General features: G+C 68.5%; 16 protein-coding genes and 1 tRNA gene. 5 read left to right on the forward strand and 12 right to left on the reverse strand.

Annotated features, from left to right (window positions below; translation table 11 throughout):
- The first annotated feature begins 176 nt into the window (after positions 1-176).
- Together ACFOGJ_RS25030 and ACFOGJ_RS25035 are read left to right on the forward strand one after the other, a co-directional pair.
- Positions 177-253, forward strand: a tRNA-Met gene (locus ACFOGJ_RS25030).
- 185 nt (positions 254-438) lie between these two features.
- Positions 439-690, forward strand: a complete 252-nt coding sequence (locus ACFOGJ_RS25035) for a transposase (protein ID WP_379905793.1) — start codon at positions 439-441, stop codon at positions 688-690.
- A gap of 353 nt (positions 691-1043) precedes the next feature.
- Here ACFOGJ_RS25035 and ACFOGJ_RS25040 read toward each other — a convergent pair whose 3' ends face one another.
- The 3 genes from ACFOGJ_RS25040 to ACFOGJ_RS25050 are packed head-to-tail and all read right to left on the reverse strand — an operon-like array spanning position 1044 to position 5444.
- Positions 1044-3905, reverse strand: a complete 2862-nt coding sequence (locus ACFOGJ_RS25040; protein WP_379905795.1) for a CHASE2 domain-containing protein — start codon at positions 3903-3905, stop codon at positions 1044-1046.
- Between the two features lie 9 nt (positions 3906-3914).
- Positions 3915-4940, reverse strand: coding sequence for an OmpA family protein (locus tag ACFOGJ_RS25045; RefSeq protein WP_379905797.1), 1026 nt, complete (start codon positions 4938-4940; stop codon positions 3915-3917).
- A 3-nt stretch (positions 4941-4943) separates the two neighbouring features.
- The gene (locus tag ACFOGJ_RS25050) at positions 4944-5444 is read right to left on the reverse strand and encodes a FecR family protein (RefSeq protein WP_379905799.1); all 501 of its coding nucleotides are present in this window, start codon (positions 5442-5444) and stop codon (positions 4944-4946) included.
- A gap of 164 nt (positions 5445-5608) precedes the next feature.
- Here ACFOGJ_RS25050 and ACFOGJ_RS25055 point away from each other — a divergent pair, with 164 nt between their 5' ends.
- The 3 genes from ACFOGJ_RS25055 to ACFOGJ_RS25065 all read left to right on the forward strand — a co-directional run bounded on the left by ACFOGJ_RS25055 (position 5609) and on the right by ACFOGJ_RS25065 (position 7198).
- On the forward strand, positions 5609-6025 hold the full coding sequence (locus tag ACFOGJ_RS25055) for a bleomycin resistance protein (RefSeq protein WP_379905801.1): 417 nt from the start codon (positions 5609-5611) through the stop codon (positions 6023-6025).
- Between the two features lie 71 nt (positions 6026-6096).
- Positions 6097-6969 (forward strand): urea carboxylase-associated family protein, encoded by an 873-nt coding sequence (locus tag ACFOGJ_RS25060; RefSeq protein ID WP_379905803.1) that lies wholly within the window; start codon positions 6097-6099, stop codon positions 6967-6969.
- Between the two features lie 37 nt (positions 6970-7006).
- A complete protein-coding gene (locus ACFOGJ_RS25065; protein ID WP_379905805.1) occupies positions 7007-7198 on the forward strand; it encodes a hypothetical protein in 192 nt (63 codons plus the stop codon).
- A 26-nt stretch (positions 7199-7224) separates the two neighbouring features.
- On the opposite strand, the gene ACFOGJ_RS25070 is transcribed toward ACFOGJ_RS25065, so the two are convergent.
- The 9 genes from ACFOGJ_RS25070 to ACFOGJ_RS25110 all read right to left on the reverse strand — a co-directional run bounded on the left by ACFOGJ_RS25070 (position 7225) and on the right by ACFOGJ_RS25110 (position 23131).
- Positions 7225-13773 (reverse strand): PAS domain S-box protein, encoded by a 6549-nt coding sequence (locus tag ACFOGJ_RS25070; protein ID WP_379905807.1) that lies wholly within the window; start codon positions 13771-13773, stop codon positions 7225-7227.
- Complete coding sequence (locus ACFOGJ_RS25075) at positions 13773-15020, reverse strand: EAL domain-containing response regulator (protein WP_379905809.1); 1248 nt, start codon at positions 15018-15020, stop codon at positions 13773-13775. The genes ACFOGJ_RS25070 and ACFOGJ_RS25075 overlap by 1 nt, the downstream gene beginning before the upstream one ends.
- A complete protein-coding gene (locus ACFOGJ_RS25080) occupies positions 15013-15456 on the reverse strand; it encodes a hypothetical protein (RefSeq protein ID WP_379905811.1) in 444 nt (147 codons plus the stop codon). Before ACFOGJ_RS25080 ends, ACFOGJ_RS25075 begins: the two co-directional genes overlap by 8 nt.
- A gap of 134 nt (positions 15457-15590) precedes the next feature.
- A complete protein-coding gene (locus ACFOGJ_RS25085; RefSeq protein ID WP_379906232.1) occupies positions 15591-16223 on the reverse strand; it encodes a response regulator in 633 nt (210 codons plus the stop codon).
- Between the two features lie 16 nt (positions 16224-16239).
- Positions 16240-18000: a GAF domain-containing protein gene (locus ACFOGJ_RS25090; RefSeq protein ID WP_379905813.1), complete on the reverse strand. Its 1761-nt coding sequence runs from the start codon at positions 17998-18000 to the stop codon at positions 16240-16242.
- 149 nt (positions 18001-18149) lie between these two features.
- Complete coding sequence (locus ACFOGJ_RS25095) at positions 18150-18404, reverse strand: catalase-related domain-containing protein (RefSeq protein ID WP_379905816.1); 255 nt, start codon at positions 18402-18404, stop codon at positions 18150-18152.
- A 265-nt stretch (positions 18405-18669) separates the two neighbouring features.
- Positions 18670-19500, reverse strand: coding sequence for an alpha/beta fold hydrolase (locus ACFOGJ_RS25100; RefSeq protein ID WP_379905818.1), 831 nt, complete (start codon positions 19498-19500; stop codon positions 18670-18672).
- 263 nt (positions 19501-19763) lie between these two features.
- Entirely contained in the window at positions 19764-20315 is a 552-nt protein-coding gene (locus ACFOGJ_RS25105; protein WP_379905820.1) for a hypothetical protein, read from the reverse strand.
- A gap of 125 nt (positions 20316-20440) precedes the next feature.
- Positions 20441-23131 (reverse strand): ATP-binding protein, encoded by a 2691-nt coding sequence (locus tag ACFOGJ_RS25110; RefSeq protein ID WP_379905822.1) that lies wholly within the window; start codon positions 23129-23131, stop codon positions 20441-20443.
- Between the last annotated feature and the right edge of the window lie 88 nt (positions 23132-23219).

Below are 23219 nucleotides of genomic sequence, written 5' to 3' on the forward strand. Positions count from 1 at the left end.
AACTCGGCCGTGAAATCCCTCTGCGCCGATGGTACTTCGTCTTAAGACGCGGAAGAGTAGGTCGCCGCCAGGTCCGCTCATGACAGGGAATGGCCCGGAAACGGGCATGGGGAAAGGCTGCAAGGCCAGATAATGGGAAGGTTCCCTCACACGATCCAACGCACACAACACCTCGACGCGGGGTGGAGCAGCCCGGTAGCTCGTCAGGCTCATAACCTGAAGGTCGCAGGTTCAAATCCTGCCCCCGCAACCAGCCATCAAGCCCCTCGGCTACCACGCCGCAGGGGCTTTTTGCTGTCTGCCGTTCCCCTGCCTTCGATCCGGCTCGACCTCCGGTCCGGGGTAAGCGTCCGGTGACGACCGCCTTGCTCGGAGCAGCGTGACCGACTGTCCTGTCGCGGTGGTGTAAGCCACGTTGTTGGCGACGAGGATAGCCACGTGACTGTCGAGCGTCTGGAGATCCTGAGCGGTGTTGTTCGCCGGCGGCGCTGGTCTCGTGCGGACAAGGAGCGGCTTGTCGTCGAGACGCTGGAGCCCGGCGTGACGGTGACCGAGGTTGCCCGCCGGCACGATCTGGATCGCGGACTGCTGTATCGCTGGCGGCAGGAACTGGGCGTGGTCCGGAACACGGAGCCGGTTGGCTTCCTGCCTGTGGAAGGTAAGCCTCCGGTGAGGGCCGCCTTCCGCTGAGGCCGCCTTTGGCGTGATCCTCTGCGGCATGATCGAGCATGATGCACAGGTGTCCACCTCGACCGAAGTGGACGCCAGGGAAGCGGGAGCGCCGCCGGTGCGGCGGCGCTGGCCGGAGGATGTGAAGCGCCGCATCGTCTCGCCTTGCCAAGGCGATCCACGAAGCGCAGCCGGCACTGGAGGACCGCCTGGAACAGGGGCGCGATACCCTGCCGTCGAACACGTGGCGGGCCGCCGGCGACCCGGATCGCATCCATCCGGGTGTGCGGCGCTATCTGGCGGAGCTTGGCTTCAAATAGAGGCTGTCCGCCCGTCTGAAGGAGACCTCAAGCCGGACCATCGCGGCTTCCGGTCTATGCTGGCGGCGCATTGCCTTCCGGCACCCGGCAGGCGGCCGGGAACCACACCGTCACCGTCGTTCCCTCGCCCTCCCGGCTGTCGAACCGCAGTTCGCCCTGCAGGTTGTCGACATGCGATTTCACGATCGCCAAGCCCAGGCCGACCCCGGAATGGGCACGGACCAGCGCCCCCTGGCGCTGCCAGAAGGGCTGCGTCAGCTGGTCGATGAGGTCGGCGGGAATGCCGATACCCTCGTCGCTGACGGACAGGCCGGGCCTGCCGTCGCGGTCGACGAAGCTGCGGGTGACCACCGCCGTGCCCGGCCGGGCGAACTTGATCGCATTGGAGACCAGGTTTTGCAGGACCTGGTAGAGCACCGAGGCATCGACCCCGAGGGTGGCCGGTCCGTCGTGCAGTTCGGCCTTCAGCTCGATCGCCTGTTCCAGGGCCGCGGTATGAAGATCGCGGCGCACCGCGTCGACCACGTCGGCGGTCCGGCATTGCGCGCCCGGGGTGGCGACGGGCTTTTGCTCGGCACGGGAGAATTCCAGGATCGACTCGATCATGCCCAGGAGTTTCGTGCCGCTGCCGACGATATCGCCGACATAGCTGCGGTACTGCTCGCTGCCCAGTGGCCCGAACAGCTCCTGCTTCATGATGTCGGCGAAGCCGATCACCGCGTTGAGCGGCGTGCGCAGCTCGTGGCTCATATTGGCCAGGAAGGCGGATTTCGCGGCGCTCGCCGTTTCCGCCCGGCGCATCGCCTCCAGCATCTCCATCTCGTGCAGCTTCAGTTCGGTGATGTCGGAATAGATCGTCACCAGGCCGCCCTCGGCGGTCGGACGCTCGTCGACCCGGAACCAGCGGCCGTCGAGATGTTCCTGGATTCGCGGCGGCCCGCCGGCGCTGAAGGCGGCCATGCGGTCCGCCAGCCAGGCGTCCGGCCGCCCGCCGGCATCGACCGGTGCCACCGCGGAGCGCGCATAGCGGCTCATCAGCGCGTCATAGCCGATGCCGGGATTGGCCAGGCTGCCGGCCGGGCCGAGCAGGGCGGCGAAACGACTGTTGCAGATCACCAGGCGACGGTCCGGCCCGAACAGGGCGAAGCCGTCGGTGATCCGGCCGACCCCGTCGCGCAGGCGCTCGGCGGCGCGACGGGCCGCCTCTTCCGCACCGATCCGCGCGCTGATGTCGCGCAGCACGATGACGAAGACCGGCTGCGCCATCTCCGCCCGGGCGATGGTCATCTCGGCCGGCACGGTATGGCCGTTCGCATGGGCCGCCTCGATCGACAGCACCTGTTCGCCGCGCACCGTCGCGTCCAGCTGCCGGCCGGAATGACCATCGTCCGGGCGGTGCCCCATCGCCGCCTGCCAGAAGCCCGGCAGCAGGTCGCCGAGCTGTCGTCCGGGCAGGGCCCGGGCTGCGATGCCGAACAGGCGTTCCGCGCCGGCATTGGCGGTGAGGACCATTGCTTCGGCGTCGACGGTCACGATCGCGTCGAAGCTGGCATCCACCACCCGGCGCATATAGGCGTCCTGCCGGGCCAGGGCGGCGGCCTGCCGGCGCCGGATCAGGACCTGCTCCCGCATCCGCACCAGCGCGACCTGGCCGGCCAGCACCAGCCCGGCCAGGATCGGGAAGCTGGCGTCGACCAGCAGGCCGGCCCCCAGCGTCAGCCCGCCCGCGATGGCGGCCAGGGCCAGGGTCAGGGCCGCGGCGAGCAGGCCCAGCAGCGGCAGGGTCAGCCAGGGCGAGGCCAGGATGATGGCCAGGCCGACGGCCATCGCCACGCCGGCCTCGGCGAGCCGCAGGGCAGGGGGGCGGGCCATCACCCGCCCGGACAGGATGGAATCGATCGCCATCGCCTGGAACAGGGTGCCGGAGACGACATGGCCGGACGCGGTCTTCAGCGCCGCGGCGACACCGGCGGCGGAGACCCCCAGCACGACCACCCGACCCGCCAGGGCCGGCAGTGCCGCATCGCCGGCCAGTAGCCGATGGGCGGGCAGGACGGGGATCCGCTCCGGGCTGCGCGGGTCGATCCAGATCCGGCCATGCGAGTCCGTGGGGATCAGATGGCCGGCGATCGCGATGCCCTCCGCTCCCAGCCCGCTGGGGACCTCCAGCATCAGGTTCGGCGCGCCTGCGGCGACCCGCACCCCCTCTACCGCAAGGCCCGGGAACAGCCGCCCGCCGACGACGATGGCGCCGGGCACCGTGCGCACCGCGCCGTCGAAATCGGGATAGAGGTTCAGCAGGCCGATGCCGTCGGCTGCCGCCTCCAGCACCGGCAGGGCGGGGACCAGGGCATCCGCATGCGGCAGGCCGTCGAGTTCCGGCACCCCGCGGGTGGCGAAGCGCCCGATCAGCGGTTCCGAGGGTGCCGCAGGCGAACGGCTCGCGGGCACGGCGGCACCGGCCACCGTCGGCAGGGATGCCAGGGCGGAGGCCAGAGCCATGTCGTGCCGGTCCAGCCGGTCGGGCTCAGCCAGCAGGAGGTCGAGGATCACGACCGCGGCCCCCTGCTCCGCCAGCCGTGCCACGGCACGCGCCAGCAGGTCGCGGGGCCAGGGCCATTGGCCGATGCGGGCCAGGCTCTCGTCGTCGATATCGACCACGACCACCGCCGATGGACCGGCGGCGTCCGGCCGCAGCGACCCGGCGAGGTCGAAGCCCCAGAGCCGCAGCGCGTTGATCGGCGTGAGGTCCGCGAACCAGCCCAGCAGCAGCAGCGCCAGGAGGGCTGCGCCGATCAGCGGCGTCCGTCGCGGCGCGATCTCTGTCGGCGGCCCTGGACCGAACGCCGCAGGGCCTGCGTCCGTCGCGGCTGGCGCTCCGTCGGTCCGGACAGGCCGTTGCGGCTGTCCCGCCACGTCAGCCCGTCACCGCACGGTGATCTCGACCCGCCGGTTGCGCGGCTCGTCGACACCATCCGCTGTGGGTACCACCGGGTCGTTCTCGCCGAACGAGTCGACCCGGATCAGGCGCGGCGGGACACCCAGCTCCAGCAGCATCTGCTCGATCACCTGGGCCCGCTGCAACGCCAGGCGGGCATTGACCGGCGCCGCACCGACCCGGTCGGTATGGCCGGCAATCTCGACACCCGGTACGACCCGGTTCTCGATAAGTTCGCGGACCGAGGGCAGCGCCGCCTCCGATTCCGGCGTCAGCTGGTTGGTGCCGGCCTGGAAATAGAGCCGGATGGTGGTCGGCGGCTGGGGCTGTGCCGCCAGTGCGGTCCCGAAGATCTCCTGCACGTCCTGTTCGGGCAGCCGGCCGGTGGCATCGGGCGCCGCATCGTCCTCTGGCACCACCGCGCTCTCGCGCAGGGCGGAGAGGGTGACCGAGCCCTTGTCATTGCTCAGCTCCACAGCACCCACCTCGCCGTCGGGATCGGCCAGCAGGACGACGACCGCCCCCTTCAGGGCGCGCTCGACCTCGACCATCGCCGTCTCGAAGCGGTCGCGGCAGGCGGCAATGTCGTCGGGCTGCAGATCCTCCTCCTGCTCCTGCAGCCAGCAGTCGAAACCGGCCTGGGCCCGGGCCGCCGCCTCCGGCGTGAGGGCGCGGGCACCGGCGGCGAGGGCGTCCACCAGGCGCTTGCGCGCCGCGGCGAGGGTGGGCACCGCCGCTTCCGGCAGCTTGCGCAGGTCGAGCGCTTCCGGCTCCACCCGCTCGCCCGCCGCGACCATGTCGGCGCGGCGGTAGAAGCCGGCTGCATCGCGCCAGTCGTATTCCGCCCGCTCCGCATCGCCCAGCGCCACATAGGCGTCGAACAGGGCGGCATCGAATGGTGCCGTTGGCCGCGGGCCGGCCGGCGGATCGGTGTCGAACGGCGCGACCGCGCAGCCGGCGAGCGCCAGGCCAAGGGCTGCGGTGCAGATGAGCTTTCCGATGGGGCCGGCCATGGCTCAGTCCTCCACCGCTTCGGGCAGGCGCAGTGCGAAGCGCGTGCCGCGGACCGCGATGACGGAAAGCGGCGTGCGGATCCGGGTATTGGCCGGTGCCAGCTTGCCGACCTTGCCCGAGGTATAGACCATGGTGCCGCCCAGGGCCGAGCCCATGAAGCCGAAGGCGCCGCGGCGCGGCGCATATTCGAAGGCACTGAACTCGAACAGGGAGTTCGGGCCGAGCGAGATCAGGGTGCCGTCCTCCAGAGTCACGCCGACGGCACCGTCCGCCCCCGTGCGCAGCCGGTCCAGGACGAGGACGTCGCTGCCGACCTTTGCCGTCACCGGGCCGTCGGCGCGTACCAGTTCCACCCTGCCCTCCAGCGACTTGACCACGCCGATGGCCTGCCCATCGGCCCGACCGTCAGCCTGGGCGCCGGCCGGACCGGCGGTCCAGAGCAGGCAGGCGAGTGCAAGAAGCACCACCAGGGCGGTGCAGGACTGTCCGGGAGAATTCTGCATGGCGACACATCTGCACGGCTTTGTTGCGGGGCAGTCGCAAGCTGCCATCGACCGCTCCGCTTGCCAAGCCGGTTCCGCGGGACGACCTCCGGTGGCAATGTCGCAGGCACCCCCTTGCAGGCCGGCCCTGCAGGCCGGTGCCGACTGTCGAACGGAGAGAAGCGATGAGCGAAAGCCGCATGACCGCTGCGATTCCGGTCCTCCCCGTACGCGAGACGGAAGCCGCCGCCGCCTTCTATGCCGAGAAGCTGGGGTTCCGGGTGGGTCATATCGACCCCGGCTACGCGATCCTTGTCCGCGACGGTGTGCAGGTCCATCTCTGGGCGGCGACGGACGAGGACTGGCGGCGACGCGACGGCGGGCGACCGGTGCAGAGCGGCGCCGAGAGCTTTCTTGCCGGCACGGCGAGCTGCCGGATCGCCACCGAAGGCATCGCCGCGCTTCACGATGCCTGCCGGCAGTCGGGCATCGTCCATCCCAACGGCGCGCTTGCCGACAAGCCCCATGGCCTGCGGGAATTCGCCGTGCTCGACCCCGACGGCAACCTGGTCACCTTCTTCCAGCCCCTGCCGGCCGCCTGAAATCGGGGCCGGACTGGCGGCGCCCGCGCGCCTCCGCCAGACTTTGCCGCCGCCCTGCAGGAGATCGCCGCATGGCCCGTGACTTCCGGAACCGCCCACCGCCGCCGCCGGACGCGGCCGCGCGCCGCGCGGCGCCGCCCGTCGTCTGCTATCCGGTGGCGGGCCTGCCGCCCGTCGATCCGGGATTCTGCGCCGCGGTCGCCGACGGTGCGGCGGTGGTGGAGACGGTAATCGTCCCGCCGCGCGACGGCCGCGCGTTCCGCGTACCGGCCGGCCATCTGTTCCGGATCCGCTGCGTGCAGGGCCCGCAGGTCGGCGACCTGAACCTGTGGCACGCGCAGGACCTGACGGAACGCTTCTACAGCGGGAAGACGCGGCAGCTGCAAGCCAGCCACCTGACCACCGGCGACCGGCTGTGGAGCAGCCTGCCGCACTTGCGCCCCTTGGCGACGATCGTCGCCGACAGCCTGGGCTGGTACGGCTGGGACGATGACGGGGCGGGGGTGCATGACGTGATCGGCACCCGCTGCGATCCGCATACCAACCGCCTGCTGACCGGTGCCGATTATCACCATTGCTGCCATGCCAACCTGACCCGGGCGCTGGCGGCGGCGACCGGCCTGCCACTGGCGGAGGCGGAGGCGCATGTGCACGACGTGATGAACGTCTTCATGTGCACTGGCTTTACCCGCGACAGCCACCAGTACTTCATGAAGGCGAGCCCGGTGCGGCCGGGCGATGCCATCACCTTCCTGGCCGAGATCGACCTGCTGGGCGCGCTCTCCGCCTGCCCGGGCGGCGATTGCGGCTCCGGCCATTCGGACGATCGCGCCGCCTGCTTCCCGCTGCAGGTCGAGATCCTGCGGCCCCGGCCGGAGGCGCTGCAGGGCTGGGTGCCGGCGGAGCCCAGCACCTACTCGGCGCCGGCGCGGCTGGAGGTGTGAGACCCGGATCGGCAACACGGCGCTCTATCTCGGTACCATGTTCGTACCATCGCAGGACCGCGCCGAGACCGGCGGCGGCTTCGCCCACCGGCTCGGCGACCGGGTGTCGATTGCATCTGCCGCGCTCGGCACCCGGGCGAATGTCGTTCGGCTGTCATCCGACTGCCCGCCCTGGAGCTACGGCAGCGGGCGGCTGATGCACGACCTGGCCGGGGCGGGGCTGATCTGAGACGCCGGCATTGCGGGGTGAAGGTATCATGCCGCACCGCGGGCCTGGTCGCCCGGCAAGGCTCGCGCACCGGCGATCCTGCCCTGTTGAAGGCTGTCCAGACGCCGCGCCTCGAACCGGATCGCCGTCAATGCCTCGGCAAGAGCCGTCGGGTCGGATCCCTCGCGCGCCCGGTCGTGCAGCGCGGAGATCGCATGGGCCAGCGGACCCGCCCCGATCGTCAGGCAGGCGCCCTTGCTTTTATGGGCCGCCGCGCGGCATGCGGGAAGGTCTGCCGCCGCGACGGCATGTTCAAGCTCCTCGAGACCGGCCTGGAATGTTGCCAGGAAGTCCTCGAGGATCTCGGTCACCACCTGAGGGTCGCCGCCGCTGATGAGGGCAAGATGATCCATGTCCAGCGGGCTTGTCGCGGTCAATGCCTCCGGCTCCGCCTCGGCACGCGCGTCGGCAGGGTGCGGCAGGGCACCGACCGGCCACCAGCGCTGCAAGGTGCCGGCGAGTCCTGCCAGATCGACCGGCTTGGTCAGGACCACATCGATTCCGGCAGCGTAGCAGCGTTCGGCTACCTCCGGCAGGGCATGCGCGGTACAGGCGACGATGCCGGTGCCGGCCATGTCCGGCATCTCGGTGCGGATGGCCTGCGCCAGCGCATAGCCGTCCATCTGCGGCATTTCGCAGTCCGTGATCACCAGTGAGAAGCGGCCGTTGCGGAGCCGCTCCATCGCCTCAACACCGTTGGCGACGGCTAAAGCCTCGATCCCGAGCTGGTTGAGCTGGCGGACAATCACGTCCCGGTTCACCGGGTGATCGTCCACCACCAGGACCGGTGCCTTCGTACCGGGGGCCCTGCGGGCGACGAATTCCTCGACGATGTCGCCTTCCCAGGCGGGTCCGGGATCGTGGGCATGCCAGTCGGCGCCGCACTCGTTCGCCTCCAGGAACAGGGTCGCGGTCGTGCCTGCTCCCGGGGTGCTTTCCAGGGTCACGCTGCCGTTCATCCGTTCCGCGAGCCCGCGCGAAATGGCCAGGCCGAGACCGGTGCCGCCAGACCTGCGGGCGAACTCGGCCGTGCCCTGTTCGAACGGGCGGAAAAGAACTGCAAGGGACCGGGAATCGATGCCGGTGCCGGTATCGCGCACCGTAAACCGCAGCCGGTGACGGGATCCCTGCAACACTTCGCTGTCGACGTCGACATCGATCCGGCCACTGGCGGTGAACTTCACCGCGTTGCTCAGGAAATTGTTGAGGATCTGCTTGAGGCGCAGATCGTCGACCGAAAGCCAGTCGGGCACGGCAGCGCCGATTTCGCTGCGGATAGCGACGCCCTTTTCCCCGGCATTGGGACGATGGATCGTCACCACCTCGGCCACGACTTCCGCCATGGATGTCGGCACGGGCGTGAGCTGGATCCGGCCTGCCTCGATCTTGGCCATGTCCAAGAGATCGTTCAGTAGGGCGAGCAGCGAACGCGAGCAGCTGCCAGCGGTGCGCAGCAGCTTGGCCTGCGAAGGCTCCAACCCGCTGCGTTCCAGCAGCTCGATCGCCCCCATGACGCCGTTCATCGGCGTGCGGATCTCGTGGCTGACCGTCGCAAGGAAGGTGCTCTTGGCTCGGGAGGCCGCCTCTGCGGCTTCCTTCGCGCGTACCAGTTCGGCGTTGGTGGTGGTGAGTTCGGTCGTGCGCTCCGCCACCCGCGTGGCCAATGAGGTCCGCTCATGCTCGACCGTTGCATTCGCCGCCTTCAGTTCCTCGGCGGCCTTCTGCAGCTGCAGCATGGCGGCGCGCTGTTCGGTGACATCGTGCATCACGACCACGGCGCCGCGTTTCTCGCCCTCGGCGTTGTAGAGGGGGGCGCCGGATGCCAGCACCTGGCGGGCGGGAAAGCCGCGGCGGGCGATGCTCATCTCCGCATTGGCAAAGGTCTGGCCCTGGAACGCCCGCATCAGCGGAATGCGGTCCACGGCAAGACGCGTGCGGCCATCGGCCTCGTACAGATCATAGTATTCGGACCATTGTTCCTTCGGAATCCGCAGCGGATCCGTGCCATGCCAATCGCGTGCGGCCCTGTTGAACAGCATCAGTTCGCCGTCCCCGTCGCAGGCAACCACGCCTTCGGCCAGGTTCTCCAGCAGGAGCCGGTTCACTTCCTCCTGCTGGTGGAGCTTTTCCTTCGCCGCCCTGCGGCGCGTCACATCCTCCACGATTCCCAGCAGATAGGCCTGACCCGGATCCTCGCCATGCACAAGCGAGATCGTCGCGTTGGTCCAGATCGGCGCCCCGTCCCTGCGCCTGTAGCGCCGCTCGACCGAGAAGCTGGCGAGTGTGCCCTCCTGGAGCGCCGCGACCTGCGCCGGGTCGAGCAGGGGTTCGCCATCGAAGGCGAGATCGTCCGGCGCCATGGCAAGCAGCTCCGCCTCGTCGTATCCCGTCATCTGGCACAGATGGGGGTTGACGGTGGCAAAGCCGTTGGCCCCGATATGCCAGATGCCGAGGCCGGCGAGCTGGAAAGTGGTGCGGTAGCGCTCCTCGCTTTCGCGCAGGGCGCGTTCGTTGTTGATCCGGTCCGTGATGTCCTTGATCATGCGGACGGCATAGCGGGGATTGCCGTCGGGGTCGCGGACCACCGATCCGCTGACACTGACCCACAGTCCGGTCCCGTCCTTCCGCAAGGCCTGCTTTTCGATCGCATAGCTGGAGAGTTCGCCGGCGGCAACCTGCTCGAAATGTGCCATGTCGCGGTCGATATCGTCGGGATGCGTATAGTCGCGGAGGCCGTAAGTGCCGACGAACTCGTCCTCCCGGACGCCGAGCATATCGCACTGGCGGGGATTCGCGGCCAGGATCATGCCATCGGGGGCGGCCAGGACGATGCCGATCGGACTGCTTTCGAAAATCGCCCGGAAACGCGCCTCGCTCTCCATGCGGGCTTCGCGCTCCTGCTGCTTGGTGATCGCGATTGCCGCGGTGTGGATCAAGGTCCGCGCGATGTCGAGGCTGCCTTCGGCGACTTCGCCGGGGGCGCGGCAATAGCCGTCGAATGTGCCCAGGACCTCGCCGTCCGGATCGCGGATCGGTAGCGAGAACGCGCCATGAAACCCATGCCGTATACCCGCTTCGCCACCTGGAGGCGGGGCATCGACGGCGGTACGGACGATATCGGCGTTGCGCCAGGCCGCCGTACCGCAGAGGGCTATGCCCTCGGCGACCGGTGTGCCGCGCAGACCGCCGACCATCCGGGCCGGCAGGCTCGGCGCAGAGACCGGGTCCAGACAGGCGCTCCGCCTATCGTGCAGCATCACCGCGCATTGCAGGCCCGGGGTCCATCGCTCAAGGATCCGCACCAGATAGTCCAGCGTGTCGCGGAGCGAGGCGCCCCTGACGACGGCCTCCAGCGCTTCCCGCTGTCCGGCCACTAGCGCGTCGGCCCGCCGGCGCTCGGTCACGTCATTGGCCAGAACCAGACGCTGCCCTTTCAGGCTCTCCCCCACGTCGTGCGAGGTGATGTCGACGTCGATCACCCGGCCGGATCGCAGGATGTGCCGCATGTTCCGCACGGAATGGAAGCCGGGCTCGAGTTCCTGCAACGCCCCTTGCAGACGCGGCAGGTCCTCCGGCGGGCGGATATCCTTCAACGTCATGCGCAGGAACGCCTCGCGCGAATAGCCGTAATGGTCGATTGCGGCCTGATTCACCGAGGTGAAGGCGAGGGTGGTCACATCGTAGGTCCACATCGGCATCGGGTTGCCGTCGAACAATTGCCTGTAGCGCCGTTCGCTCGCGTCCAGCCGTTCCCTGTCGCGCTTCGCGTCGGCGATATCCTCGACCATGGCAAGGCGGTAAAGGACTTCGCCATCCGCCCCGCGTATGACCGAGCCGTTCACGCGGACCCAGGTGGTCTCGCCGTCCTTGCGGATGAAACGCTCCTCCTGCGTGTAGCTCTGGATTTCCCCCCTGGTCACGCGCTCGATCTGGCGCTCATGGATCGCCAGGTCGTCGGGGTGGATGGCCGTATCCGGCATCGCTCCGGCCAGTTCGGTCCTGGCATAGCCCAGAATCTCGTAGAACTTCGGGTTCGCCCGCAGCAGTTGTCCCCGAGGATCGGCAAAGATGATGCCGACTGCCGCGCTGTCGAAGATCGCCCGGAGCTGGTGTTCGCTATCGGCCAGTTCTCGTGTGCGCTCCTCGACTTCCCGTTCGAGTTTGCTGTTCAGCTCCTGGATCGATGCCCGGGCCTCATGCTCGGCGGTCACATCCCGCGAAACGCCGAGGATGCGCGCCACGCGGCCGTCCGCGCCGAGGACCGGACTGACGATGACATCCCAGACCTTCGGGGTACCGGCGAATGTCGGCGTTTGTCCGTTGAACCGGGTGCTGCGACCTTGGCGCGCCTCCTCCAGCGCGAACCGTACCTGGGCGCGATCCTCCTCGTGCAGCCAGAGACTGACCCACTCGGCGTGCCGGATGTTCTCAAAATCCCTGACTTCCATCACCTCGCGGCCTTGCGGATTCATGTCCACAAGCCTGCCGTCCAGGTCCAGAACCTTGATGCATTCCTTGCTGCTTTCGAAAATGCTGCGGTTGAACTCGTCGCTCTCGCGCCGGGCTCGCTCCGCCCGGCGCAGCGCGCTGATGTCCTGCGCGGTTCCGATCACCCGCACCACCTGTCCATCGCCGTCGCGCCGCATCTCGAAACGTGCGGCGATGTCGCAAACCGAACCGTCGATGCGCAGCTGGCGGAATTCGCACTGGTCGATGGCGAGGTCTTTGGTGTCATGCCGGGGGATATTGAACAGCGCGGCGATCCGGTCGCGATCCTCCGGATGCGCGAACATCCGCAGCCAGTCGCGGATCGCGAGGCGATAGCCGCCAACCTGCTCGACCTTGGTGCCCATCATGGCGTAGTAGCGATCGTTCAGAACGAATTCACCGCTCCCAACGTCCAGTTCCCAATCGACGACCTGCGCCAGGTTCATCGCCCGCTCGAGCCGGCGATGCGCGTCGGCGAGTTCCGAGGTGCGGCGCTGAACGGCAAGGCCGTCAGCCCGGCGGTTGCCGGCTGAGTTCAGGACGTAGATCGCGATGAGCAAGGCTGTCGCGATGCAGAGGGTCAGGAAGATCCGCGACACCAGGCTCTCGCCGAACATGTGGGCGCCATCTGCGGTCAAGGCGCGAAGGCGCCAGATGCGGCCCGGCAGATTGATGTCATGTTCCCAGATCGCCGGCCTGTTGCCGGCGGGTGCGGCGGATCCACCCTGTGCGAGTGCCGTCGTCACGCCTGCGGGCGATACGTCGTTGACCTGGATGACGAGGCGGTGGCGGGCCGCCAGGCCCGCGGTTGCTTCGGCGAACTGGGCAGGATCGAGCACCGCGGCCACGAAGCCGCGCAGGCCGGTGCCGAGCCGCGCCTCGACAGAGGGCGTCAATCCATCGCTATAGACCGGCGCAAGGACAAGCACGTAGGGCGGAGCGCCGGCGGTGGCGTCGCCTGCCGCCGTCGCGACCGGCCGACCGCTGCGGCGGGCCCGCGCCAGCGCGGCAGCCCAGTGCGGCCAGGCCGAGATGTCCAGGCCCACCATGCCCTCCAGCTCCCGCTGTGCCACCAGTTCGGTGACCGGGAATGTTTCCTGCGGTAGTGACCCGGCGGGCGCTCCGGGCGCCTGTGCGTTTTGGGTGGTCCGCGGCACCCAGGCCAGGGCAGACAGGCGAGGCGGCAGCACGCGCGACGCAAATTGGCGAAACTCCGCGTCCGCTTCGCCTTCGCTGAAGGCGAGATGATGGGCCGTCGCGGCGGCGGTATCGACCGCGGTCAGCAGTTCCGCATTCGCGCTGTCGAACGCGCCGGCTGCATTGAGGGCGCGCTCTTCATGTGCCAGGCGCCAATCCACGTGCACTGCCCATGACATCGCGACGGCAACCAGGGCACACGTGCCGGCAAGCGGCAGCACGATCTGAAGCCGGCGGCCGTGCCAGGCATTGCGGGCCGGCGGCAGCAGCAGCATGGCAAGGGGCGCTCCCAGAACCACGCCCAGGCTGTCGCCGCTCCACCACAACAGCCATGTGGTGATGGCATCGTCTCCGGGGATCTGCCCGTTCCAGACGAGAAGCGGCACGCTCAGGCTCGGTGCGACGATACAGGCCAGGGGGCCGCCACGGAGGAGGAAGCCCGGTGCGGCCCTGTGGTCGCCCGCTGACAGGCGTTGCCAGTGCTGACGCGCCAGTGCCGCGGCCAGCACGGCCTGCAGTACGGGCGCCGCCACATGTCCGGCAATCGTGGTAAGCTCCGCGAGTGAGAAATCGCCGATGCCGTAGTGGATCGCGAAGAACAGCAGGCCGCCCCCGGCCAGACCCGGCCAGAGCGCCATACCGCCGGCAAGCAGCCCGACCAGTGCCACCGCGGCAGCCGGCCAGATCGGGACCACGTCGGTGGGCGGAATGGCAAGATTGGTGACAGCGAGTTGTGCCGCCATGGCATAGGACAGACCCAGCGCCAGCATTGCGAGCGCTCGCTGCAGCGCAAATCGTGCCGGCTGTCGCTTCGCCGGTGCCGCATTTTCCGGTGTCGTGCGGTCCGTCATCACAGCCGCTCCAGGCAGAAGGCCAGCAGGGCATCCTCCGCCAGCGGACGGGCCATGTAATAGCCCTGGGCGACGTCGCAGCCCGCCTCGCGCAAGGCCTCCCACTCCTGCGCCGTCTCGATTCCTTCGGCCACGCAGGTCATTCCCATCCGGCGGGCGATGCCGATACTGGCATCCACGATAGCCCGAGCGTCCCGCCGGCAATGCATCCCGGAGACATAGCCGCGGTCGATCTTCAGTTCGCTGAAGGGAACCCGTCCGAGCTGTTGCATGCCTGCATAGCCGGTCCCGAAATCGTCGATGGAGAGGCCGAAGCCGCGCATGCGCAGACGGGTGAGGTTCTCCAGCGACAGGCCGACTTCCGTCATCGCGGCGGTCTCGGTGATCTCCAGGATAACGTCCTGTGGGCGGCTACCCGCAGTGCAGATGATATCCGTGACCCGGTCGGCGAGACCGACGGATGCCAAGGAGATCTGCGAGAGATTCACCGAGACGGTCAGCTCGATGCCGGCATCCTGCCACCGCCGCCGCGCCGCTGCCGCCTGGTGCAGCATGGTTGCGGTCAACGCGCCGATGCGGCCCGCCTCTTCCATCTGGGCAATGAAAGCGCCCGGTCCGATCGTGCCGCGCTGCGGATGCTGCCAGCGTGCCAGCGCTTCCACACCGACCACCTGCCCATCTTCCAGCGCCACCTTCGGCTGGAAAAATGGCACGAACTGATGCTCCGCCAGTCCCTCCAGGATCTCCTCGATGGCAATAGGCTCCGGTCCGGATGCTGTGGCGGGGGTGCTGCAGGCACAGTGCGCGCGGCCACCGCATCCGGTGGTGCAGGGAGTGCCGTGGCGCGCCGCATTCTTGCGCACCAGATCCTCGACATGCCGCGGCAGGATCGGCTTCCGAAGAATACCGAGTGGCTCGATCCCGTAGGCCAGGCACATTGTTTCCGCCGAGCTCAGAACCTGAGGATCCTGCGCGCTGGTGATCGCGAGGCCCGTCCTGCCGCCGCTCCGGTCCAGGTGGCGCACCAGCTCCAGGCCATCCATGTTCGGCATGTCGAGGTCGCACAGGATCAGGCCGATCCCGTGCGGCTTGTCCTCGAGGAACCGTAACGCCTCGACCCCGTCGCGGGCCTCCAAAACCGGCCCGTTGTCGAGTCTGCGGACCATGCGCACTAGGGTCCGCCGCTGGAAGTCGTCATCCTCGACGATCAGGGTCGCCGGCCTCTGGATCCGTTCGATGTCACGCATTGTTCCGGTCCGTCCCGCTGTTCGAGAGGGAGGCGGTCTCGTGCGCTGCGATCCAGCCTGAGGTCCCGGTCTCGTCTTGCGCCGCAACGGTGCGCAGGAAGTCGAGTAGCGCAGGGAAGTCGTCGACCTTGTCGAAGATCCGCTCCGCGCCTGCTGCGCGGCAAAGGTCCTGGGGGATGCCCTCAGGATCGGCGGAGAAGACGAGCAGCCGGGGACAGGGGCTCGGCAGGACGATGCCGTGCAGAACGTCCAGCGCCGTTTCGAGGCCGATGAAATAGTCGAGAAGAACGACCGAGGGACACGAGGCATCGATTGCCGCGCGCGCGCCGGCGACGTCAGCAGCCTCCACCACCTCGCTGACGAAGGGGAGGCGGCGAATCTGGCGCACATAACATGCGCGCACCAACGCCGAGTCGTCGCAGATCAGTACCTTCATGGCGCGGCCACCTGTCCGATTGCTCATGTCGGACAAAGTAGGCGGCGAGGCGCTAGGCCACTATCGCAGGGACAGCGATCCTGCTGTCGCGGATGCGGCGAACATCCTGTCGCGAAAGTCGTGACAGAAGGTCCTCAATCTATCAGCCTGTACTGGATGGCATGGCGGATGATGTCGGCGTCGTTCTTCAGTCCCAGTTTCTCCAGGACCCGCCGCCGATAGGTCGCTATGGTATTGACGCTCAGCGACAGTTCGTCGGCGATCTGCCTGGTCCCGTGACCGGAGGCGATCATCCGCATGATCTGGAACTCGCGGTTGGAGAGCGCTTCGTGGGGCTGTTGGGACTCCGGTGCGGCGATCCCGACTGCCAGGAGTTCGGCAACCGCCGCGCTGACATACTTTGCGCCGGACGCGACGGTACGGACAGCTTCGACGATTTCTTCCGCGGCGCTGTCCTTGGACACGAAGCCATCGGCGCCACCCCTGAAGGCGCGCAGCGCGAGGTCCCGCTCGGGCATCATGCTGAGGATGATCACGGGCAGCTTCGGTCGCAGCGCACGGATATGGCTCAGGGCATCCAGCCCGCTGCGCCCGGGCATGTTGAAGTCCAGGATCGCGACGTCCACGTCGTCGCTGCCGGCCTTTCTCGCCGCCTCGGTGCCGTTGCTTGCTTCGGCCACCAGCCGGATATCGGACTGGCGGGCGAGGACCTTGGCGAGTCCTTCCCGGATCAGGCTGTGGTCATCGGCGATCAACACGCGGATCATCGGGCTCACCGTCGCATCAGGGCTGTGCGGTGGGCAAGGTGACGACGACAGCGGTGCCGTTGCCGGGGGCACCCTGAAGATCCAGCCTTGCGCCGATATCGGCGGCGCGCTCGCGCATGCCGAGGATGCCCAGCGATGTCGGTGCGGTGTCCAGACGGGCGAAGCCGACGCCATCGTCGCGCACAGAGAGCACCAGGCTGCCTTTGTCCCGCGCGATGCGAATTTCGACCCGGTTCGCCTGGGCGTGGCGTGCCACGTTGGTCAGTGCTTCCTGCGTGATGCGGAACAGGGCGGTTCGAACGTCTTCGTCGAGCTGCGACAGGTCGGCATCGATTCGAATGTCGCAGACCGTTCCGGAGCGGGACCGGAATTCGCTTGCCTGCAACTGCAGGGCGGACTCCAGGCCGATGCTGTCCAGGACCTCCGGCCGAAGCGTCTTGGCGATACGCTTCACCGATTGCAATGTGTCGCCCACCAGCCCGGCCATGCCCTCCAGCTCCGCGGCGACCTGATCGGGTGGGGGACCGTCGCCGTCGGCGAGAAGGTCGCTGCGCAGCACCGCCAGGTCGATCTTTAGGACGGTGAGCAACTGTCCGAGCTCGTCGTGGATCTCGCGCGAGATAAGCTTGCGCTCCTCTTCGCGGATCCGCCGCAGGCGGGCGGCCAGGGCGCGCAGCTGCGCCTCGCTCTCGCGCAGTTGGCTGTTGGCCTGCGACAGTTCGCCGGTACGGGCAGCCACGCGATCCTCCAGGTTGCGGTTCAGCGCCCAGAGTTCCTCCTCGGCCTGCCTTCGCTGCGTGATGTCGTGGTGGGAGATTACGGCATAGGCCTTGCTGCCTTCGGAAAATCCGGCGACGCGCGCGATATACCAGCGCTTCCGGCGGTCGCTGTGGCAGGGATATTCAAGATTCCAGCCTGCCTCGATTGTGCCCTGGAGAGCGGCGCGGATCGCACCGGCCACCTCCGCCGCCTCCATGCAGCCACGGGCAGAGCCTGCGTCGCACACCTGCAGGTAGTTGGCGCCCGGGCCCAGCCGCGGCAGGGCCGATGGCGGTGCGTTTCGCCTGGCAAATCGCATCCACGCCCGGTTCACCTGCAGGATCACCCCTTCGCGGTCCAGGATGGCGATGTGATCCGGCAGGGCGTCGCCTGTTTCCCGCAGGAAGCCCTCCGCGCGGCGATATTGCTGCTCTAGGGCGGTACGTCTGGCGACTTCCTTTTCCAGCCTGCGGCGCATCAATTCCGTCGTGCGGAATGCGGACCGAAGCTCGAGCTGGGACACTACCTGTCGCGCCAAAGCTTCCAAGGCGCGCCGTTGCGGCAGGCTGATGCGGCGTGGCTGCCGGTCGATCACACATAGCGTTCCCAGCCGGTGACCGTCTGGGGTTTCCAGCGGGGCGCCGGCGTAGTAGCGAATACCCGGCGCACCGGTGACCAGCGGATTGGAACGGAACCGCGGATCCTCCAGCGCATCTTCCACCTCCAGGATGCCCGGCCGCTGGATGGCATGGTGGCAGAATGCGACGTCGCGCGGGGTTTCCCTGACCTCCAATCCGACACAGCTCTTGAACCACTGCCGGTCGCGGTCAACGAGACTGACAATTGCGATCGGCGTTTCGCAGATGCCGGCGGCAATAGCGGTGACCTCGTCGTAGGCTTGCTCCGGTTCGGTATCGAGAATCCCGTAACGCTCCAGAGCCTCCAGCCGGGCGCTTTCCGAATCTGTCCCGCATTCGACCATGGATCGCTGCTCTCGCCGAACCTGCTTGCCGTACAACTCTAACGCGCCTTCTGGCACGGATACCGGTCACCATGGTCGTGGAATGTGATGCTTCGGGTCAAGCGATCCGTCTGGGCCAGAGCGTTGCCGGCTGAAGGGGCACGCCCACCGGCGGCTTGCGGCTCTGCGGTGCGGAGCCCATGCATTCATTCCGCGGTGCAGTCTACCTCCAGTACCAGGGCCGCGGCGATGCCTGCGCCATATGCGGGATCGGCCTGGCTGCAGTTGGCGATGTGATGCAGCTGGATCCGCCGCTCCGCCAGGCCGAGGCTGTGAGCCGTGTTCGCGAACCGGGCCTGCCGTGCCGCCGGCGAAATCAGCCGGAACAGGTTGCCGGGCTGTTCGTAGTGGTCCTCATCCACCCGATGGTCCCAGTGCGCCGCTTCGCCCTCAACCGGCAAGGGCAGCTCATGACCCCCCGGAGCCATCTCCCAAGCCCCGGCCGAGATCGGATAATAGTGCTGCCCTGAAGGAAGGACGGGCCGCGCGGACCGGCGGTCTGGATGTCCAGTTTGTCGGCGACGGGCGGGCCGTCCGCATGGGTGCATATCCGCCTTTCCCTGGCTTCGTCCATTGGAGGTGCCGCAAGCTGCGCGGCGATCCCGGGCCGACGGCCGCTGCGCAGCTTGCATGCGGCCGTCGGCGTGCCGGGATCGTCGTCCGCCGCTAGCCCTGGATGAAGGCCAGCAGGTCGGCATTGACCAGATCCGGGTGGGTGGTGCACAGGCCGTGCGACAGTCCGGCATAGGTCTGCAGGGAGCCGGTCTTCAGCAGGTCGACCGACCGCACCGCGGATTGGGCATAGGGCACGAGCTGATCGTCGTCTCCGTGCATCACCAGGGTGGGCACCGCGATCGTCTTCAGGTCCTCCGTGAAGTCGGTCTCCGAGAAGGCCTTGATGCAGTCGTATTGCGGCTTCGCGCCGCCCATCATGCCCTGCCGCCACCAGTTCTGGATGACGCCCTGGCTGACCTCCGCCCCCGGGCGGTTGTAGCCATAGAAGGGACCGGACGGGATATCGAGGAAGAACTGCGCCCGGTTGGCGACGAAGGCGGCGCGGAAGCCGTCGAACACCTCGATCGGCAGCCCGCCCGGATTGGCCGGCGTCTTCAACATGATCGGCGGCACCGCGCCGATCAGCACCGCCTTCGACACCCGCCCCGGCTTCGCCCGCGCCACGTAGTGGGCGACCTCGCCGCCGCCGGTGGAATGGCCGACATGGACTGCGCCCCTCAGGTCGAGCGCTTCGGCCAGCGCCGCGACATCGGCCGCATAGGTGTCCATGTCGTTGCCGTTCGAGGTCTGGGAGGACCGGCCATGTCCCCGGCGGTCATGGGCGATGACCCGGTAGCCCTTGGCCAGGAAGAACAGCATCTGCGCGTCCCAGTCGTCGGCGCTCAGCGGCCAGCCGTGATGGAAGACGATCGCCTGCGCGTCGCGCGGACCCCAGTCCTTGTAGAAAATCCTGGTCCCGTCCCTGGTCTCGACGAATGACATGATCCTGTCTCCTTTCGGGTTCTGAGAGGTGCTGGTGGCGGCGGCAAGGGCTCCGATCGGCAGCGTCGCCGCTGCGATCGCGAAGCCACCGGCTACAAGCACGTCGCGCCGTGTGGCGCCTGGGGCTGGTGTGAAAGTGCGTTCGTTCATGGCGACCCTCATTGCGCTCGGTTCGCTGCGGTTCGACACGGGCAGGGTGTGCCGGCAGGCCGGCGGAAGGCGAGTGAAGCGTCGCAAATCGATGCAAAGCGATCCGCGGGAGGTCAGGCGCCCGCCGGTTCGATCCGGCGCTGCATCTCGACGATCGTGAGAAGGGCATGGGCAGCGAGGCGCGCGGCCTGCGGATGGTCGGCGACAAGCAGCAGGCTCTCTGCCGCATCGCCGGCAGCGAGCTGCAGGCCGCGTCCCGGGACCACCGCGGCCGGTCTGCCCAGATCGAGCATTGCTGCCAGGAGCGGAGCGACCCCCAGCGCGTCGGGCCGCCGGATTGCTCCGGAGAAGCCGACGAACAGGGCGGCATCGAACTCCTCCGCCACGATCTGGCCGATGCACAGCATGTCCGCCAGGTCGTCGCGGGCATGCCTGTCGGCCAGGAAGCGGATTGTGTCCGGATCGCTGCCGCCGCCATCGCCGGGGGCGATAGCAAGCGACGCATCGCCGCCGCAGGGCGAGGCAAGCACGGTATCGGCGCCGGCATCCTTGAACAGGTAGTAGGCCGGGGCGAAATGCTCGATCCGGGCCGGGCCGGCGGACCTTGCGCAATTTTCCTGCATGGACAGGACGATCAGGAACCGCACCGGCGGGCTGGCTTGCATGGAGTCCCCCCTGTTCCGCCTGATCGTCGCGACCCGGGACCGTGCCGGCGAGTTGCGAGATGTAAATCCATGCAAATGGCGGGTCGCGGTCCGTGGCGCCGGGATCCGGTCCGGCAGGCCGGCGGTCAGAACCTGGCGGACAGGCCGGTCCGCCGGATGTCCTCATGCAGGCGCCGGCCGAAGGCGGCCGCGCCGGCCTCTTCCGCGGCGCGGATTGCGGCGGTGAAGCTGGCCAGCGCTGCCGCTTCGTCCGCGAAATCCGCTGCAATCGTGCCCCTGGCGCGCTGCAGCAGGGGCAGGCACCACAACTGTTGCGTGGACGTGGCGGCCGCAAGCGCGGCGTCAAGGAGCCGGATCGCCGCTTCATGCTGCCCGAGTGCGGCCATCGCGCGTGCCTCGACGGCTGTGAACTGCGATTCCAGCAGCACGAAACCGGCCGCGCGGAGTCGCTGCATGTTCGGGTGCAGCTGCCGGAGGCAGCCCCGGCTGTCGCCTGACCGGTAGATCAGTTCCGCCTCGAAGCAGTCCGCATAGGCGTTCCACACGTCCAGTGCGGCCGCCTTCGTATGCTCCTTCAGCATGCCGACATAGCGCGCCGCCCGAGCGTCATCCTCCGCCAATAGAGCGAGCGGGCAGCCCGCCTCCGCAAGCAGGTTGCAGACGGACGCCTGATTCCGGATCTCCATGGCGTATCGCAGGGCGTCCTCGACCTCGCGCATCGCCTCCGCCTCCTCGCCCAGGAACCACCTGCACCGCGCAAGGACGATATGCGCCGTGACGCGCTGGTCGAACTGGAAGCGGAAGGAGTGGCTCTGCGAGGCGACGGCCTCATAGTCGGCGAGCATGGCGGCGAGAATGGCGCGGGATTCCGCGTGACGCGCCATCCAATGGAGCGTGGCGCCCTGCATGCGCCGCCCGACCAGGGTATCGGTCGGGTCCGACGACGTGGCCGCCAGGTCGGTGAAGGTATCCGCCAGTTCCAGTCCGTGGGCCGGCTCCCCCCGGTTGACGGCATCGACCCAGAGCCCCCAGAGCGCCCGCAGCTGGTGGTCGACATCGCCGATCCGCCGCGCGATCCTGCCCGCCCTGCTGCTGGCGGTCGCGCCGTGCCCGGCCGAATAGATCGTCTGCATCCGCTGCCAGCCGAGCGCGGCGTAGAGCTTCATCCGGCTGGCCTCGTCCCGCCCCTGATCGGCATCGAGGTAGGTGAGGGAGGTCGTGATCGCAGCGAAACATTCGTCGAAGAGGGAAAGCTTGAAGAACAGGGGAAGCGACGCCACGGTCGCCCGCGTGCCCAGGAGGCGGTCGCCGCCATCGCCGAACGCCCAGTCCAGGCCGACCCGCAGGCTGGGAAGCAGATATCCGAAACGTCCGGCGATCTCGTCCGCCGATCCGGCCTGCACGACCGTCCCGGATGCCTCCAGCAGGCTGCACATATATGCCAAGGTCCTGGCCCTTGCGGCATCCTCCGCGCCCGACTCCGCCAGCTTCTCCGCCGCATAGATGCGGGTGGTGTCGAGAAGCCGGTAACTCTCCCCCGCCGAGGCCGGCTCCGCCAGGACAAGCGACTTCGCGACCAGGCCCGCCATCGCCTCGGCACCATCGCCGGACACCACTGCCTCCGCGCCATCCAGGGTGAAGCGGCCCCGGAATACCGAGATCTCTGCCAGCGCCTGCTGCTCCGCCCGGGTCAGCAAGTGATAGCTCCAGTCCAGGGTCGCCCGCAGTGTCTGGTGCCGCGGCAGTGCCGTCCGCCGGCCCCGGGTCAGCAGCTTGAACCCGTCGGCAAGGGATCCGGCCAGGGCCGCGACACCCATCGATTCCAGCCGGCCGGCCGCCAGTTCGATCGCCAGCGCGATGCCGTCCAGCCGGGTGCAGATTTCGGCAACGGCCGGGGCATCCGCGTCGCTCAGTTCGTAGCCGCCGAGGCAGGCATCGGCCCGCTCCACGAACAGCTGCACGGCCGGCGACCGGGCCGCCACTTCCGCCGATACGCCGGAGAGCGGAAGGTCCAGCGGCTTCAGCCTGTGGACCCGTTCGCCGGTGACCCGGAGCGGCTCCCGGCTGGTCGCCAGGAAGCAGACGCTCTGCGTCAGGTCGAGGATCGCTTCGACCAGCAGGGCGACCGCTTCGACGACATGCTCGCAGCTGTCCAGCACCACCAGCGCCTGGCGGGCGTCGAGCGCTCTCGCCATCTCGGCGATCGCATCGGCGGAGCGTGAGGGGAGGCCCAGCGCGGAGGCGAACAGGGTCTGGACCAGGTCCGCGTCGCCGACTTCGGAAAGATCGATGGAAACCGCGCCGGGTGCCGGCGCGAGGGCGGCAAGGACGGCCCGCGCGACCGTGGTCTTGCCGATGCCGCCCGGGCCGGTGATCGTGACAAGCCGGCCCTTGGACAGCTGGGCGATGATCGCGGCAATGTTCTGGTCGCGGCCCAGGATGCGCAGGCGGTCCGCCGCATCCTGCGGCGGTCTGCCCGCCGGCATCCGGGCGAATGCGGCGACCCGTTCGACCGCCGCCACGAAGGCATAGCCCCGGCCCGGCACGTTCGCGATGAAGCGCGGTTCGCCCCTTGTGTCGCCCAGGGCTTTCCTGAGAGCGGAGATATGCACCCGCAGGTTCGCTTCCTGGACGAAGGTGCTGGGCCAGACCCGGTCGACGATCTCCTGATTGCTCTTCACCTCGCCGGGATGGGCGGCCAGGAACAGCAGGATATCGATGGCCCGGCTGCCGAGTGGCACCGCGACACCGTCCCGCAGGAGGCTGCGCCTGCCGGGATGTATCGAGAACGACCCGAAGCGCAGTTCCTCATCCACGCGGGCTCTCCGCAAGGCGCGGGTGCGAAAGCGGTGCGGCGAAGACGGCGGCAAGGTCCGTCGCAGGGTCGTCCACCGTCGTCCGGTC

Source organism: Marinibaculum pumilum (assembly GCF_042646425.1).
GTDB classification, from domain to species: Bacteria; Pseudomonadota; Alphaproteobacteria; order Ferrovibrionales; family Ferrovibrionaceae; genus Marinibaculum; species Marinibaculum pumilum.

What these genes read in the sequence shown, in the direction of transcription:
- ACFOGJ_RS25105 (WP_379905820.1), bottom strand. Translation starts at nt 20,315, where the DNA reads ATGCAAGCCAGCCCGCCGGTGCGGTTCCTGATCGTCCTGTCCATGCAG.
- ACFOGJ_RS25075 (WP_379905809.1), bottom strand. Translation starts at nt 15,020, where the DNA reads ATGCGTGACATCGAACGGATCCAGAGGCCGGCGACCCTGATCGTCGAG.
- ACFOGJ_RS25085 (WP_379906232.1), bottom strand. Translation starts at nt 16,223, where the DNA reads ATGATCCGCGTGTTGATCGCCGATGACCACAGCCTGATCCGGGAAGGA.
- ACFOGJ_RS25050 (WP_379905799.1), bottom strand. Translation starts at nt 5,444, where the DNA reads ATGCAGAATTCTCCCGGACAGTCCTGCACCGCCCTGGTGGTGCTTCTT.
- ACFOGJ_RS25070 (WP_379905807.1), bottom strand. Translation starts at nt 13,773, where the DNA reads ATGACGGACCGCACGACACCGGAAAATGCGGCACCGGCGAAGCGACAG.
- ACFOGJ_RS25060 (WP_379905803.1), top strand. Translation starts at nt 6,097, where the DNA reads ATGGCCCGTGACTTCCGGAACCGCCCACCGCCGCCGCCGGACGCGGCC.
- ACFOGJ_RS25065 (WP_379905805.1), top strand. Translation starts at nt 7,007, where the DNA reads ATGTTCGTACCATCGCAGGACCGCGCCGAGACCGGCGGCGGCTTCGCC.
- ACFOGJ_RS25100 (WP_379905818.1), bottom strand. Translation starts at nt 19,500, where the DNA reads ATGTCATTCGTCGAGACCAGGGACGGGACCAGGATTTTCTACAAGGAC.
- ACFOGJ_RS25080 (WP_379905811.1), bottom strand. Translation starts at nt 15,456, where the DNA reads ATGAAGGTACTGATCTGCGACGACTCGGCGTTGGTGCGCGCATGTTAT.
- ACFOGJ_RS25045 (WP_379905797.1), bottom strand. Translation starts at nt 4,940, where the DNA reads ATGGCCGGCCCCATCGGAAAGCTCATCTGCACCGCAGCCCTTGGCCTG.
- ACFOGJ_RS25055 (WP_379905801.1), top strand. Translation starts at nt 5,609, where the DNA reads ATGAGCGAAAGCCGCATGACCGCTGCGATTCCGGTCCTCCCCGTACGC.